This window comes from Isoptericola sp. b408 (assembly GCF_030588085.1).
GTDB classification, from domain to species: domain Bacteria; phylum Actinomycetota; class Actinomycetes; order Actinomycetales; family Cellulomonadaceae; genus Isoptericola; species Isoptericola sediminis.
In genome coordinates this window covers 342145-356543 of record NZ_JAUQYQ010000004.1, presented here as the reverse complement: position 1 = coordinate 356543, position 14399 = coordinate 342145, and the positions used below count along the sequence as shown (strand labels likewise).

Here is a 14399-nt window from a genome sequence, read left to right as displayed (position 1 = left end):
CCCCGGGGGGACACCCCCCGGGCACGGGGGGCCCCCCCGCCCCCGCACCCCCGGGGGGCCCCCCCCCCGCGCGCGGGGGGCCCCCGACAGGACCGTCGGCCGGTCAGGTCCGCGCGGAGGCGGCGACCGGACCGGCCGGGATCACGCGCCGCTGTAGACGGGGAAGACGGCGCTCTTGCCGTAGTCCGTGAACTGCACCCGGAACAGCGTGTCCATGTCCTCGTCCGAGATCTCGAAGTCGACGTCGGCGTTGCTGCGCATGTGGTCGGGGTTGGCGGTCTTGGGCACCGGGAGCGTGCCGAGCTGCAGCGTGTACCGGATGCACAGCTGCGGGACGGTCACGCCGTACTTCTCCGCCATCGCCACGACGTCCGGGTCCTTCAGGATCTCGCCGTGCGCGATGGGCGAGTAAGCCTCCACGAGGATCCCGTTGCTCTCGCAGAAGTCGAGAAGGTCGAACGGGGTGTTGCCGACGTGCACGAGCAGCTGGTTCACGTGGGGCGTGACCGTGCTGCCCTCGAGCAGGTTCTCCAGGTCCTTCTGCTCGAAGTTGGACACCCCGATCGACCGCAGCTTGCCGGCCTGGTAGGCGTCCTCGAGCGCGCGCCAGGCCTCGCGGTTGCCGTCGGCGTAGTCCCCGCCCCGGAAGTCGTCCCAGGGCTGCGGGCTGTGGATCAGCATCAGGTCGACGTAGTCCAGGCCCATCGTCTCCAGCGACGCGTCGATCGACGCGACCGCCTCGTCGTAGGACTTGACCTCGGCGGCCAGCTTCGTCGACACGAACAGGTCCTCGCGGGGCACGCCGGCGGTGCGGACACCCTCACCGACCCCGCGCTCGTTGCCGTAGGCCTGCGCCGTGTCGATGTTCCGGTACCCGATCGCGACGGCGTCGCGCACGGCCTGGGCCACCACGTCGTCCTTGATGAACCAGGTCCCCAGGCCGATCCGGGGGACGGTCACGTCGTTGGACAGGGTGTACGTCTCGTTCAGCATCATGGTGGATCGCTCCTTCGGTTCGTGCGACGCCGTCCACGCTAGAACGGGCCCCGAGAACCTGCGAGGCACCACTGGTACACCTCTCGGGGGCGAACCCCACGACGCCGGCAGGACCGTCGCGCGCCAGGGCACGGCGCGGGGAGCGTCCACCCGCATCGACGTGCAGGAACGGGCCGGAGAGACGACGAAGGCCCGGAACCGCAAGGGTTCCGGGCCTTCGTGCCGGGTGGAGCTAGGGGGATTCGAACCCCCGACCTTCTCATTGCGAACGAGACGCGCTACCAACTGCGCCATAGCCCCGTGAAGCGGTAGTCAGATTAGCACCTGGCCACCGCTTCCGACCAAATCGGGGCGGCCCCGACGACGTGACGTGCGTCGCAGCGACCGACGGCGACCTCAGCCCGCCGCGCGCCGCCGCGCCAGGATCTGGTCCAGCGGCAGGCCCAGCGTCTCCGACCGCGGGCGCGGGTCGTCACCGGCCGACGGCTCCGGCGTCGTCGCAGCCGGTCCGTCCGCCGTCGACCGTCGGCCGGCACGGTCCTCCACGGTCCACCGCTCGCTGCGGACCGGGCCGCCCTCGCCGTGGGTCGAGCCGGCGAGCGAGGCCAGCAGCCCGGCCGTCGTGGAACCGCGCGGCGGAGCCTCCGGCTTGGTCACGTAGGTCGGCAGCGGGACCGGGACCGGGTCCCAGGGAGCACCGCCGACGCGCCACGCTGTCCCGTCCGTGCCGTCCGGCGACCCCGGGCGCTCGCCTGCGGAGCGCTCGCTGACGTCGTCGGACGTCGGAGCCTGCGGAGAGGACCTCGGTTCGTCCTCCTCGGCGGGCTCGGCCGGCCGGTCGGAGGAAGGGGCCACGGTCTCCCGCCGGTCCCGGGCCGACGTGGCCGACGGCGGCGGCTGGACGCGCGGGATCATCTGGGTGTTCGTGTCCGAGGGGTGCACCGCGTACCCGGTCACCCGGGCACGGTTGCGCGGCGCGTACGGCCCGCCGTGCGCCAGCGTGCGGCGCTGGGTCGCACGCTGCTGCTCGGCACGACGCTCGGCGCGCCAGCGGGTGTCCGACCGGCGCGAAGTCATCACCGCCAGCCGGCCCAGCACCAGCACCACCGCCAGCAGCACGGACGGCACCGCGGCGACCGGCCACGGCACGGACCCGAGGGCCACGAGCGTCCACCCGGCCGCCGTCACGAGCGCCAGCACGACGCTCAGCGCGAGCCGGCGGCGCGCACGGGCCGCCCGGCGCTCCAGCACGGCGAGCCGTGACGCCCGCACCTGCGGCGTCATGCCCGACGCCGGGCCGGAGGTGTGCGCGGACACGCGAGGCGTGCTGCCCGTCGTGGGCCCGTGCCCCGCCGCGCGGTTCGTGGGCATCACTCGTCCCTTTCCTGCTCCGTCCGCCACCGTCAGCATCCGCAGGCCGCCGGAGAACCGGTCGTCGACCCTGGCCGCGGCGAGCTCGGTCCGTCGGCGCAGCTGAAGCGGCACCCAGTAGCCGAGCCAGAGCACGAACAGTGCGATGACTGCGAGCCCGGCCGGCGACGTTTCCATGACCTGACGGTAGGCGAGGCGGGCACGCCCGGGCCGCACCACGGGGCGGCGTGTCCGCGACCTGGACGGCGCGCGAGCGTTCAGGCCTCGTCGCGGGTCCGCTGCCAGCGGCTCAGCAGCCCCCCGGGGACCTCCTCGGTGGTGAGCGCGAACGTGCGATGGTCCCGCCAGTCCCCCTGGATGTGCAGGTACCGCTCGCGCACGCCCTCGTCGCGGAACCCGAGCTTGGCCACCACCCGCAGGCTGGCGGCGTTCTCCGGGCGGATGTTGATCTCCACCCGGTGCAGCCCGACCACCTGGAAGCAGTAGTCGGTCACCATGGCCACCGCGGTCGGGGTGATGCCCCGGCCCGCCTGCTCCCGGGAGATCCAGTAGCCGATGCTCGCCGAGCACAACGACCCGTACTGGATCGACGACACGGTGAGCTGGCCGACCAGCTCACCGTCCAGCTCGACGGCGAAGGGCAGCGCCGTCCCCGCACGGGCCTGCGCGCTCAGGGCCCGGACGTACTCGCCGAACGACGACGTGCCGGGCCGGTCCCCCGGCGTCGTGGCCTCCCAGCGGTCCAGCCAGTCCGCGTTCGCACGCCGCAGCCGCATCCACGCGGCGCCGTCGCGTCGGCGCAGCGGCCGCAGCACCACCGCACCACCCGAGGGCATGTCCTCGCGCAGCGTGACCGGCCAGGGCTTGGTCACCGCCCACCCTCTCGTGTCGCTCATCCGACCCCCGTCCACGCCCGGCATGCCGGGCCCCTCGACTCCCGGACCCTGCCACAATGAGGGCATGCACGGCGACCGCAGGCCTCTGACCACCCCGCAGCCGTACCCGATCGTCGACGGCATGGAGACGGGCGACGCCAAGGACGAGCTGCGCCGCGCGATCCGCCACCAGCGCCAGGAGCGCTCGCCGCGGCTGCGCGAGGAGGCGGCGGCCGCGTTCGCCGAGGTGCTGGCCACGCTCCCCTCGGTCACCGAGGCCGCCGTCGTGGCCACCTACGCCTCACGGCCCACCGAACCCGGCACCGCGGCACTGCTCGAACAGCTCGCCGGCCGCGGCGCCCGGGTGCTGCTGCCCGTCCTCGGCGCGGGTCTCGCGCGGGACTGGGCCGAGTACACCGGGCCGGAGGACCTGCTGGAGCGCGCCCCGGGGCGGCCGCCCGAACCGGGGGGCCGCACGCTGGGCGGGGACGCGATCGCCGACGCCGACGTCGTCATCGCCCCGGCACTGGCCGTGGACACCCAGGGCGTACGCCTCGGGCAGGGCGGCGGCTGGTACGACCGGTCGCTGAAGCGGGCCCGCCCCGGCGTGCCGGTGGTCGCGATGGTGTTCCCGGAAGAGTTCTACGACGCCACCGAGCGCCCGCTCCCCGTGGAGGACCACGACGTGCCGGTCCACGCCGTGGCCACCCCCGAGGGCTGGCAGCCGCTGCCCGCCCGCTGACGGGGCGGGCAGCGGGTCAGGGCACCAGGGTCGCGGTGTCCTCGGCGCTCTCCTCGACGGCCTCGCGCGAGAACGGCCAGGCGAACGTCTCCCCCGCCGCCCAGGCGGAGAGCTGGTCGTCGTAGTGCGGCGAGGCCGGGTGGCCCGACGTCCCCGTCACCGTCACCCAGGTCGACGCGTCCAGGTCGGCGAGGTCGACGACCATCCGCATCGAGGGTCCGGTCTGCACCGCGAAGCTCCCGGTGGAGGCGTCCCACCCGGTGGCGTTGACGATCGAGCTGCCGCCCGCCATCTCCACCGCTCCGGGGTTGACGTAGTCGCGCACCACGCCGGGGACGTCCGGACCTCCGAGGACCGGGTGCTCCAGGGAGAGCTCGTGCAGCGCTCCCCAGCTCCAGTCGCCGGGGTCCTTCGAGAGCTCGACCGTGAGGTCGTGACGCGCCGTGACCAGCGCCCGGGTGAGCAGCTCGTCACGCGTCTCGAGCACGTTCAGCGTGGAGCGGTCGTCCCAGAACGGGTCGTCGGGCCGCTCGAGCATGTCCCGCACCACGACGAGCCAGCGGGAGCCGCCCGAGGGCAGGGCGTCGGCGGGCAGGTCGTCCCAGAAGGTGGCCGAGAGCAGGTTGCGCCACACGGCGTTGAAGTACGCGGCGGCCGCCGAGTCGGCGTCCGTGCGGTAGTCCCACCCGGCCAGGAGCTCCTGCCCCGCCGCGTCGTAGGGGTCGTCGATCTCCATCTCCAGCAGCACCGGCACGAGGGCCGCGGCGAACGGCGACCAGTCGTCGAGCATGATCTCGTTCATGTCCTCGACGGTGAACTGCCGGCCCGCGCTGATCTGCTCGGTGAGCAGGGTGCGGATCCGTTCGGACCGGAACCCGTGGTCCCAGTCCTTCCCCAGCTCGGGTCCGACGCCGTCGGGCAGCACGGCCTGGTTCGCCGCGACGATGAACCCCTCCTCGGGATCGAGCGCGCGCGGCATGTCGGCCGGGTCGACGTACCCCGTCCAGTCGAACCGGGGGTCCCAGCCGGGTCGAGGCCAGGTGCCGTCCGACGGCACGGGCCCGTCGACGTCCCGACGCATCGGCACCCGCCCGGGCGCCTGGTAGCCGATGTGCCCGTCCGTGGTGGCGAAGACGATGTTCTGCGCCGGCACGTCGAAGAGCGCGGCCGCCTCGGTCACGTCGGCGGCGTCGCTCGCGACACCCAGCGCGAACACGGCATCGGCCGTCCGCCCGGGTTCGAGGGCGGTCCAGGCCAGCGAGACGGCGTACTCGCCGAACTCCGTTCCGTCCTCCGTGGGCGACCCTACGACCGCGCCGACGTCGAGCACGTCCGAGACCACCGGCCCGTGCTCCGTGGACCGTACCGGCAGCTCGACGGGGTCACCTCCGTTGACGCGGATGGTCTCGGTGCGCGACTCCATGTCGACCCACTCCTCGGCGTCGGCGTCGCGCAGCCAGGTGTCGTTGCGGACGCGTTCGACGAAGAAGTCGGTGACGTCGGCACCCAGGTTCGTCAGGCCCCAGGCCAGGTCGCCGTTGTGGCCGATGATCACCCCCGGGAAGCCCGCGAAGGAGAACCCGCTGACGTCGAACGGGCACGAGCCGTCGACCTGCTCGCAGTGCAACGAGACCTGGGACCAGATCCCGGGCGCGCCCAGGGACAGGTGCGGGTCGTTCGCCAGCAGGGGTTCGCCCGAGGCCGTCAGGTCCCCCGAGACGACCCAGGAGTTCGACCCGGAGGCCTCCCCCCGCCCGACGAGCACCGGGACGGAGTCCAGCGCGGCCGTGGCGGACTCGATGGCCGCGTCGAGGGCCTCGGTGCCCCACGGCAGCTCGGTGGAGGTCCGGGCAACCGTGTCGGCGTCGGAGGCCCTGAGGTCCTCCTCGGCGAGGATCGGCGTGTTGCCGGCCGCCGCGTAGGCGGGGAAGAGCTCGTCGACCAGCTCGACGTCCTCCAGCGTGCTGTAGGCCTTGGCGCGGGCCAGCTCGTCGTCGTAGTTGCCGCGCAGGTCCCACGCCATCGCCTTGAGCCAGGCCAGCGAGTCGACCGGGTCCCAGGGGTCCGGGTCCGCGACGTCCACGGTGACGCCCAGCACCGTGTACTCCACGGCGAGGTCCTCCGGGGCACGGTCGGCCAGGTAGGCGTTGACGCCCTGGGCATAGGCCTGCAGGTAGGAGCGGGACTCCGGGGAGATGAGGTTCCACTCCTCCTCGGCGACGTCGCGCCACCCGAAGGTCCGGATGACCTTGTCGGCGTCGATGGCGGCGGGGACGTCCCCGACCAGCTCGGCGAGCCGGCCGGAGGTGACGTGCCGCCGGTAGTCCATCTCGAAGAAGCGGTCCTGGGCGTGCAGGAAGCCCTGGGCGGCGAACAGGTCCTCCGCGGTCGAGGCGTAGACGTGCGGGACGCCCTGGGCGTCGCGCTGCACCGTCACCTCGCCGCTCAGACCGGGCACCTGCTCGGTCGCGGCGTGGTCGGGCAGCGGCCGCCGGGCGGTGACCACCGTGAACGTGACGGTCGCGACGACGGCCAGCACGACGAGCACGGCGATGCCGACGGCGGTGCGGCGCAGCCGCGACCGTCGGGGCGGGGCGGCGTCGTCCTCGGGCGGTTCGTCGCCCGAGCGGGGCGGGTCGGATTCGTGCGTGACGGGGTCGGTGCTCGCAGACACGCAGGCGAGACTACCGCCCGAGTATGATTGGCACTCGCAGGATCCGAGTGCCAGCCATCTGAGGAGAGACCGTGCCCACGTACGCCTACCGGTGCGCCGACTGCGGCCACGCCTTCGACATCCGCCAGGCGTTCAGCGACGACGCGCTCACCGTCTGCCCCGAGTGCGCCGGGCGGCTGCGCAAGCAGTACGGCTCCATCGGGGTGACCTTCAAGGGGTCCGGCTTCTACCGCACGGACTCGCGCGCCGGCGGGGGCAAGAGCTCGGGTTCCTCCTCCTCGGGCGGGACCTCGTCCTCGGGCGGGTCCTCCTCCGGCTCCTCCGGCTCCTCGGGCGGTTCCTCCTCGAGCTCCTCCTCCGGCGGGTCCTCGCAAGCCGCCTCCGCCTGACTTCAGGGGCCCCGCCCACCCACCGGCGCAGGTGTCCACAGACGGGTGCCCGCCTGCGCCGCGACCCCGCACCGCCGGCCTAGCGTTCCCCGGCATGGACCTCAGTGCGAACCGTCAGGTCGGTGCGTACCTGCGCCTGGTCGTGTGGCGGTCACGCTTCGTCGTGGCCGCCTGCTGCTGCGGGCTCGCCGCCTGGGCGGTCGTCGCGGCCGTCCGACCCGCGCCGCCCCCGACCCTGGACGTCCTCGTCACCGCGCACGACGTCACCACCGGCCACACCCTGACGTCCGACGACGTGACCACCGTGCCGGTCCCGGCCGCGCTGGCCCCGGCGACGCTGCTGCGCGACCCCGACGAGGCCCTCGGGCGGACGACGGTCGTCGACCTGGCGGCCGGCACCCCGCTGTCCGCCTCGGTGGTCCGGCCGGGCGGGCCGGCAGGGTCCGCTCCGCCCGGGACCGTCGTCGTCGCGGTGCGCCTCACCGAGTCCGGCTGGCTGCGCCCCGGGGACCGCATCGACCTCGTCGCCACCGACGACGGCGGGACACGACTGGCGCGGCGCGCCCAGGTGCTGCCGCCGGCCGCGGAGGATCCCGGATCCAGCGCCGTCGACGAGCCGGGCGCCGGCCTGCTCGGCGTCCCGGGCGCCGGCGACTCCACCGGCGTGACGTTGGTCGCCGTCTCGCCCGAGGAGGCCCCCGCGGTGTCGGCCTCCTCCGGGTGGGGCGCGATCGCCCCGGTCCTCGTGCCGTGACGGCCGGGCCGACGACCCGTGCGCCCGGGAGCCGCCCCGCCGGCGACGGTGCGTCGCGCCGGCGACGGTGCGTTGCCTTGCGCGACGGCTCCCGGGCTGATCGGATGCCGGTCGACCGTCGCGCGCGGCGAACCGCCGCGATCCGCACTCCGAAGGGACGCCGTCAGATGACAGGCATGCTGTCCGGGTTCAAGCAGTTCATCATGCGAGGCAACGTCGTCGACCTCGCGGTCGGCATCGTCATCGGCGGCGCGTTCGCCGGGGTCGTCAGCGCGCTGACCGACGGCCTGCTCACCCCGCTGATCGCGGCCGTCTTCGGCGAGGCCAGCCTGGCCGGGGTCGGGAACTTCACGCTCAACGGCGCCCAGTTCTCGATCGGGCTGTTCCTGGACGCCGTGCTCCGGTTCCTGCTCGTGGCGGCCGCCCTCTACGCCGTCGTGGTGCTGCCGATGAACAGGCTGGCCGAGCGGCGCGCCCGCGGTCAGGAGCCGGAGCCGGAGCCCGTGCCCTCCCCGGACGTCGTGCTGCTGACCGAGATCCGCGACCTCCTCGCCGAGCGCCGCGCCTGACGCCCGAGCACCACCGGTCGGGCGACCGCCCGACCGGAACCGACCTGCGGGGCCGGCGCCGGGGTCACCAGTGCGGGGGCACGTCCCCGCGCAGCCGGTCGTCGTTGGACCCGTGACCGCCAGACTCGTCCGTGCTGACGCCCCAGTGGGTCTCCTTCTCGCTCCCCCGGCGCACGGCCCGGCGGGGCCCGCGTCGGCGTGCGCCCGCCGGCGCGGCGGGCGCCTCCGGGGTCCCGGCCGGGTCGACGGGGTCGACGGGGGGCTCGGCGTTCTCGCTCACGGGACCATTCTGCCCGCCCCGCGGTCGAGGATCAGTCGACCTGGTCCCGGTCCGCGACCGGCCCGACCGGGGAGTCGTCCGGCTCGCCCTCGTCGTCCAGCACCGGCACGACGATCTCCGGCGGCACGGGCACACCGCCCGGGGTGCCGACGCGCTCGTCGCGGACCCGCTGCACCAGCCGGCGCACCCGGTCCGCCTCACCGTCGGGGTCGAGGAACACGGCCGCCGACCACACCTGCGTGACGGTCCAGCCGAGACGTTCGAGCCGCTGCGCGAGCTGCCGGTCACGCAGCCGCACCGACGGCTCGGCCACGTAGTCCTCGTCGTCGGTGAGCACGGCGACCAGCAGCTCGCCGGGCAGGTCCGGGTGCCCGACCACCAGGGGGACGTGATCGCCGTCGACGGTGCCGTAGTCGGTCTCGACGAGGTACCCGAGCCGCCACAGGCGCTCACCCAGGTCCGTGACCAGCCGGTCCGGGACGCGGCCCACGTCGACGCCGTTGCCCAGCTCGACCTGGTCGGCGACGCCCGAACGCCGCTCGGCCGTCTCCAGCACCTCGCGCAGCAGCCGCGGACCGGCACCGCGCAACCGGTCGGGATCCAGGGCCGCGGCGTCGAAGGAGCTCACCACGTGCAGGCGGCGCCGCGTGGCGCCGAGCGCGCCGAGCAGCATGGCCTCGCCGCCGTCCTCCCCGAGCACGCCGAACCGGTGCAGCACCCGGCCGTGCGGCGTCCGGCCGAAGCCGACGGACAGCAGGATGGTGTCGCGCGACAGCCCGGCGACCCCGGTGATGTCGGCGACGACCACGGGCTCGGGGCGCCGGCCGGAGAAGAAGGGGGCGAGGGCGGGGTTCGCGCGCACCTCGGCGAGCAGGGCCTCGCGGATCCGGTCGGCGTGGGTCGCCGTGATCGTGACGATGCCGAGGGTCTCCTCCGGCCGCGTCATCGCGTGCTCGATGGACGCCTCGATGACCCGGTCCACCTCGGCCCGCGTGCTCTGCACCGAGCCGCTGGACTGGTCGGGCATCCCGCTGCCGTCGACGAGGTCGAAGCGGATCAGCTCCTCGGACCGCGGCACCGGGGCGGGCCGCAGCAGCTCGTCGTACCCGTGGGCCGCCAGGAGGCGGGTCAGGGCCGGGTCGCGACGGTTCTCCCGCGGCTGCAGCGTCAGGGTCGGCAGCAGCTCCGACAGGTCGGCGACGCTCGTGCCCGAGGCCGACCGCGGGTCGCCGACGACGAGCACCTGGCGCCCGCGCGCCAGCGCAGGGAGCACCACCTCCGTCGGCACGTGCTGGACGGCGTCGATCACCACGAGGTCCGCGGTACGGTGCGCCGGCATCAGGTGCGGCACGAGCGTGGGCGTCGCGAGCACCACCGGCCGCAGCCGCCGCGCGAGGTCCCCGTACCGCTCCACCAGGTCGCGCAGGGAGGTCAGGCGTCCCCCGATGAGCTCGGCGAACAGGTCCTCGGCGCCCTGCCGGTCCGCACGCATCGCCGTGCCCAGGTGCGACCGGGTCGCCACCCGCACCGGCTGCGACAGCGCCGCCAGGTGGCGCGTGTCCAGGTCCCGGAAGCGCCGGGCCAGGGCGTCGAGCCCGGCACCGTCCTGCCCGGCCAGCACCGGGTCCTCGGCGAGGACCTGCTCGAACACGGTCGACCACCAGGCCAGGTCCAGCTCCGCGCAGACCCGGTCACCGGCCACGCGCCGCGTCGTCAGGTCGTCCACGAGCGCGCCGATCCCCGCCTCACGGGCACGGCGCAGCAGCGCCGTGCGCTCCGGCAGCGTCTCGAGGGCCTTCGGGTCCCCCGCGAGCTGGTGCAGCCGCTGGGCCAGCGCGTCCAGGTCGAGGTCGAGCAGACGCCCGCCCGCCGTCGTGGGGGCCAGGACCGGCTCGAGCTCGGTGAGGTCGATCCGCACCGCCTCGTAGGTGTCCTCGATGGTGGCCAGCCCCTCGGGCAGCGTCGGCCAGCCACCGCGCGCCGAGTGCTCCGCCCACAGGTCGCGCTGCGCGGAGACCTCTTGCAGCGCGCCGTGCAGGTCGGTGACCCGCACCCCGGGGCGCACCATGTCGCGGGCGCGCTTGCGCAGCCGACGACGGGTGAACCACCCCATCTCGATCCCCCGCTCCCGACGCCAGGCGCGCGGGGCGGTCGCCTGCACCAGGTCGGTGGCGGTGCGTTCGAACACCATCGGGTGGAAGACGTCCAGCGTGCTGCGCATCCCGGCGAGCATGCGGAGCTGCTCGCCCCAGGCGCGGGTGGTACGAGGCACCTCCAGACCGGTGACCTCGCCGGTGTAGGCGATCTGGCGCCGCAGCTGCGGCAGCGTCGCGTCCTTGAGGCGTCGCACCCGGGCCAGCGCGTCCCGCGCGGCGTCCATCGTCAGCAGGTCGGCCCCGAACCAGGGCGTGCCGGACGGGCGCAGCGTGAAGGCCCCCAGCGTCGCGGCGCGCTCCAGGTCGGCCGCGAGCCGGTGCCGTCGCTCGGTGTCCAGGGCCAGCGCCGTCGTCGGGTCCAGCCGGACGCGGGTCGACGGCGACGGCCGCTCCGAGGTGAGGCGCGCCAGCTCCTGCAGCGCGTCGTAGGCGGAGACGCCCCACGGCGAGCGCCGCGCGTGCAGGGCGTCGATGTAGCCGGTCAGCTGGGCCCGCGCCCCGATGAGGGCGTCGCGGACCTCGGCCGGCCCGGTCGTGTCCAGGTCCTCCGGTTCGCTGGCCATCGCCGCGAGCAGCCGCCGGGCCATGTCGTCGCGCCAGGTCGGCCGGGGGGTGACGTCGAGCGAGAGGCCGCCCAGGCCGAGCTCGTCGAGCCGCTGGGCCAGGCTGTCCGCCGCGCGGCGGTGCCCCGTGACGTACAGCACCGACCGGCCGGCGGCGGCCGCCTCCGCCACCACGGCGGCGACGGTCCCGGCGACGTCGGCGCCCACCGGGGCGTCGACGAAGAGGTGGTGACCGGTCGCGGCCGCCTCGACCACCTGCCGCTGGTCCGGGTCCAGGTCGCCCACGCCCCGCTCCCGCGCCGGGTCGGGGTCCGTGCGCCGGGGCTCCGGCAGCTCGACGCCGGCGACGCGCTCGCGCGCCGGCTCGGCACCGGCGAGCGCGGCGACCAGCTCGTGACGGCCCAGCGCCGGCGCGAGCTCGTCGAGGTCGTCCACCAGCGCCTGAGCGGGGTGCACGAACGTGCCGGCCAGCACGCGGTGCTCCCAGCTGAAGTCGTCGAGGTGCTCGGCGGCGATGTCGGCGAGGCGCTCCAGCACGTCGTCAGGGTCGAAACCGGCCGCCGTGAAGGTCGCGCCGGCGAGCCCGGCCGCGTCCAGCCGGGCACCGCGTGCCCGCAGCGTGCGGACCAGCTGGGGGTTGACCTCGACCGTCGGCTCGAGCGTGAGCTCGTAGTCGGTCTCCCCCTCGCCGCGTGGGGCGAGCAGGACCGGGCGCAGCAGCACCGGGGCGTGCACGGTCCGGGTGCCGCCGGCGCCGTCCTCGCCGGACGGCACGCCTCGCGCCTCGGGCTCGCGTGCGGCGACGCTGACCACGGGGATGGAGGTCGTGACGGCCTCGGGCGGGGAGGAGGCGCTCGCGGCGGACGCGGCGCTGGTGCCCGACGCCGCCACCTCGGCGAGCGCCGTCAGCTTCCCGCGGCGCTCGGCGGTGGGCTCGCCGTCGGCGTCGACGGTCTCGGTCCACGTGGCCACGCCGATCGCGAGGTAGGTGGGGGCCATGCCGTAGCGGGCGGCGTGCTCGGCCGACCGCACCATGACGGCCCGGGCCCGGCGTCGTGCCGTGGGGAAGGAGTCGCCCTCGCGGACCAGGTTCGACAAGCGGGTGGCCCGCCCGGCGAACAGCTGCGCGACGCCCGAGGGGTGCGCGGCGGACAGGTCGACGACGGCCTCACCGAGGAGCCCGACGTCGGCCACACCGGCGCCGCCGGCGGTCTCGACGAGCCCGGCGCGCCACCGGCGCACGGCGTCGACGAGCGGGGTCGTGGTCGTCGGTCCCGCGGCGGAGGAGGCGCTGCGGGCGGTGTCGTCGTCGGAGGTGGCGTCGGTCCGCGACGGCTCCGGCGCGGCGCCGTCGCCCGACCGGTCAGCCTGTCCCGTGGCGTCGTGCGGTCCGGCCGCGGGCTGGGCCCCGGTCGCGGCGGTGGATCGGCGCAACACTCTCACGCCAGCACGGTAGTCCGACCTCCCTCCCGGATGGTGGCGGGCACGCCGGGCCACCGGGGAATCACGAACGCCCCCTCGGTGGGGGCCGAGGAGGCGCCGTCCGGCACGAGTCCGGATGAAGACAGCGCGCACCGCGCAGGGGGCGGGCGGTGCGCGCTGCCACCCGAGAGTGTGCCGGTGATGTCGCTAACACGTCAATACACGGTGCGCACCTCGAAACGATTCGCACGACCGTCCAGCAAGTAATGACGTGGCATCACGCCTGGTCGGAGGCCTACCATCGGTCGGTGCGAAAGATGCTCGAGGCGATCGTCCCTGCCCGGCTGGGACGCAGCTTTCGCTGGCTCGTGTCGGCGAGCTGGACCAGCAACATCGGCGACGGCATCGCGCTGGCCGCCGGACCGCTGCTCGTCGCCTCCCAGACCGACTCGGCGTTCCTCGTGGCGCTCGCCGCGCTGCTGCAACGCCTGCCCTGGGTCGTGCTCGGGCTGTGGGCCGGGGCGCTCGCCGACCGGCTCGACCGGCGCCGGCTGGTCATCGTCTCGAACGTCCTGCGCACCGTCGTCGTGGCGGTGCTGTGCGCGTTCATCCTCACCGACCACGTCAACATCACCGTCGTGCTCGTGGCGATGCTGCTCATGGGCGTCGCGGAGGTGTTCGCCGACACCACGGCCCAGACGCTGCTGCCGATGCTCGTGGACTCGCGCGACCTCGGCACGGGCAACGCCCGCCTGCAGGCCGGGTTCCTCACCGGCAACCAGCTCGTCGGACCGCCCGTCGGCGCGGCGCTGTTCGCCGCGGGGCACGCCTGGCCGTTCGTCGTGCAGGTCGTCACCCTCGCCCTCGCGATCGTGCTGGTGAGCCGGGTCGTGCTGCCGGCCGTCCCGCCTCCGACGACGTCCGGCACCCGCGGCGAGATCCGCGACGGGCTGCGCTGGCTGTGGAACCACCCGCCCGTGCGGACCCTCGCGCTGGTCATCTTCACCTTCAACCTCACCTGGGCCGCCCCCTGGGGCGTGCTGGTCCTCTACGCGCGCGACCAGGTGCAGATGGGGCCGGTGGGCTACGGCCTGCTCATCACGTCCTCCGCCGTCGGCGGGGTCGTCGCCACCGTGCTGTACGGCCGCCTGGAGCGGCGGTTCACGCTGGCCACCCTCATGAAGGTGTGCCTCTCGGCCGAGGTCGCCTTCCACCTGGTCCTGGCGCTCACCACGACCGGCTGGGTCGCCATGCTCGCGCTGTTCGCGTTCGGGCTCTACACGTTCGTGTGGGGCACCGTGTCGAACACGGTGCGTCAGCGCGCCGTGCCCACGGCGTACCAGGGCCGCGTCGGGTCCGTGTACCTGCTGGGGCTGTTCGGCGGGATCGTCGTCGGCAACTTCCTCGGCGGGCTGCTCGCCGAGTGGTGGGGGATCACGGCCCCGTTCTGGTTCGCGTTCGTCGGCGCCGGGCTGACGCTGGCGCTCGTGTGGCGCCAGCTCGCGCACATCGCGCACACCGAGGCCCCCTGACCCCGTGTTGCTGCGGGCATGAAATCTGCAGCCCGGCGGCGGTGCGGAGCCGTGGATTTCATGCCCACAGCGGTAG

11 protein-coding genes and 1 tRNA gene are annotated in these 14399 nt (G+C 74.6%); 5 read left to right on the top strand and 7 right to left on the bottom strand.

Features of this window, described 5'->3' with window-relative positions; genetic code table 11:
* Positions 1 to 141 precede the first annotated feature (141 nt).
* From Q6347_RS13155 to Q6347_RS13140, 4 genes are all read right to left on the bottom strand, one after another.
* Positions 142 to 996 (bottom strand): aldo/keto reductase, encoded by an 855-nt coding sequence (locus Q6347_RS13155; protein ID WP_304603211.1) that lies wholly within the window; start codon positions 994 to 996, stop codon positions 142 to 144.
* A 227-nt stretch (positions 997 to 1223) separates the two neighbouring features.
* Positions 1224 to 1296: transfer RNA gene (locus tag Q6347_RS13150), tRNA-Ala, on the bottom strand.
* Positions 1297 to 1392: 96 nt separating this feature from the next.
* Positions 1393 to 2544 carry a DUF4231 domain-containing protein gene (locus tag Q6347_RS13145; protein WP_304607584.1) on the bottom strand — a complete coding sequence of 384 codons (1152 nt, stop codon included), beginning with the start codon at positions 2542 to 2544 and terminating at the stop codon, positions 1393 to 1395.
* Positions 2545 to 2624: 80 nt separating this feature from the next.
* Positions 2625 to 3263: a GNAT family N-acetyltransferase gene (locus tag Q6347_RS13140; protein ID WP_369810856.1), complete on the bottom strand. Its 639-nt coding sequence runs from the start codon at positions 3261 to 3263 to the stop codon at positions 2625 to 2627.
* 64 nt (positions 3264 to 3327) lie between these two features.
* Between Q6347_RS13140 and Q6347_RS13135 the strand changes: the two genes are divergently transcribed.
* Positions 3328 to 3984, top strand: coding sequence for a 5-formyltetrahydrofolate cyclo-ligase (locus tag Q6347_RS13135; RefSeq protein ID WP_171247112.1), 657 nt, complete (start codon positions 3328 to 3330; stop codon positions 3982 to 3984).
* Positions 3985 to 4000: 16 nt separating this feature from the next.
* On the opposite strand, the gene Q6347_RS13130 is transcribed toward Q6347_RS13135, so the two are convergent.
* On the bottom strand, positions 4001 to 6658 hold the full coding sequence (locus tag Q6347_RS13130; RefSeq protein WP_369810855.1) for a penicillin acylase family protein: 2658 nt from the start codon (positions 6656 to 6658) through the stop codon (positions 4001 to 4003).
* Positions 6659 to 6729: 71 nt separating this feature from the next.
* Between Q6347_RS13130 and Q6347_RS13125 the strand changes: the two genes are divergently transcribed.
* The 3 genes from Q6347_RS13125 (at position 6730) to mscL (ending at position 8370) form a co-directional block, all read left to right on the top strand.
* Positions 6730 to 7047 carry an FmdB family zinc ribbon protein gene (locus tag Q6347_RS13125; RefSeq protein WP_171247111.1) on the top strand — a complete coding sequence of 106 codons (318 nt, stop codon included), beginning with the start codon at positions 6730 to 6732 and terminating at the stop codon, positions 7045 to 7047.
* Between the two features lie 94 nt (positions 7048 to 7141).
* A complete protein-coding gene (locus tag Q6347_RS13120; protein ID WP_304607583.1) occupies positions 7142 to 7801 on the top strand; it encodes an SAF domain-containing protein in 660 nt (219 codons plus the stop codon).
* A 167-nt stretch (positions 7802 to 7968) separates the two neighbouring features.
* Positions 7969 to 8370 (top strand): large conductance mechanosensitive channel protein MscL, encoded by a 402-nt coding sequence (gene mscL, locus Q6347_RS13115; protein WP_369810854.1) that lies wholly within the window; start codon positions 7969 to 7971, stop codon positions 8368 to 8370.
* Positions 8371 to 8434: 64 nt separating this feature from the next.
* Here mscL and Q6347_RS13110 read toward each other — a convergent pair whose 3' ends face one another.
* Positions 8435 to 8650, bottom strand: coding sequence for a hypothetical protein (locus tag Q6347_RS13110; protein ID WP_304607582.1), 216 nt, complete (start codon positions 8648 to 8650; stop codon positions 8435 to 8437).
* Positions 8651 to 8681: 31 nt separating this feature from the next.
* Positions 8682 to 12812: a hypothetical protein gene (locus Q6347_RS13105; protein WP_304607581.1), complete on the bottom strand. Its 4131-nt coding sequence runs from the start codon at positions 12810 to 12812 to the stop codon at positions 8682 to 8684.
* 296 nt (positions 12813 to 13108) lie between these two features.
* Between Q6347_RS13105 and Q6347_RS13100 the strand changes: the two genes are divergently transcribed.
* The gene (locus Q6347_RS13100; RefSeq protein WP_246246580.1) at positions 13109 to 14323 is read left to right on the top strand and encodes an MFS transporter; all 1215 of its coding nucleotides are present in this window, start codon (positions 13109 to 13111) and stop codon (positions 14321 to 14323) included.
* Positions 14324 to 14399 lie beyond the last annotated feature (76 nt).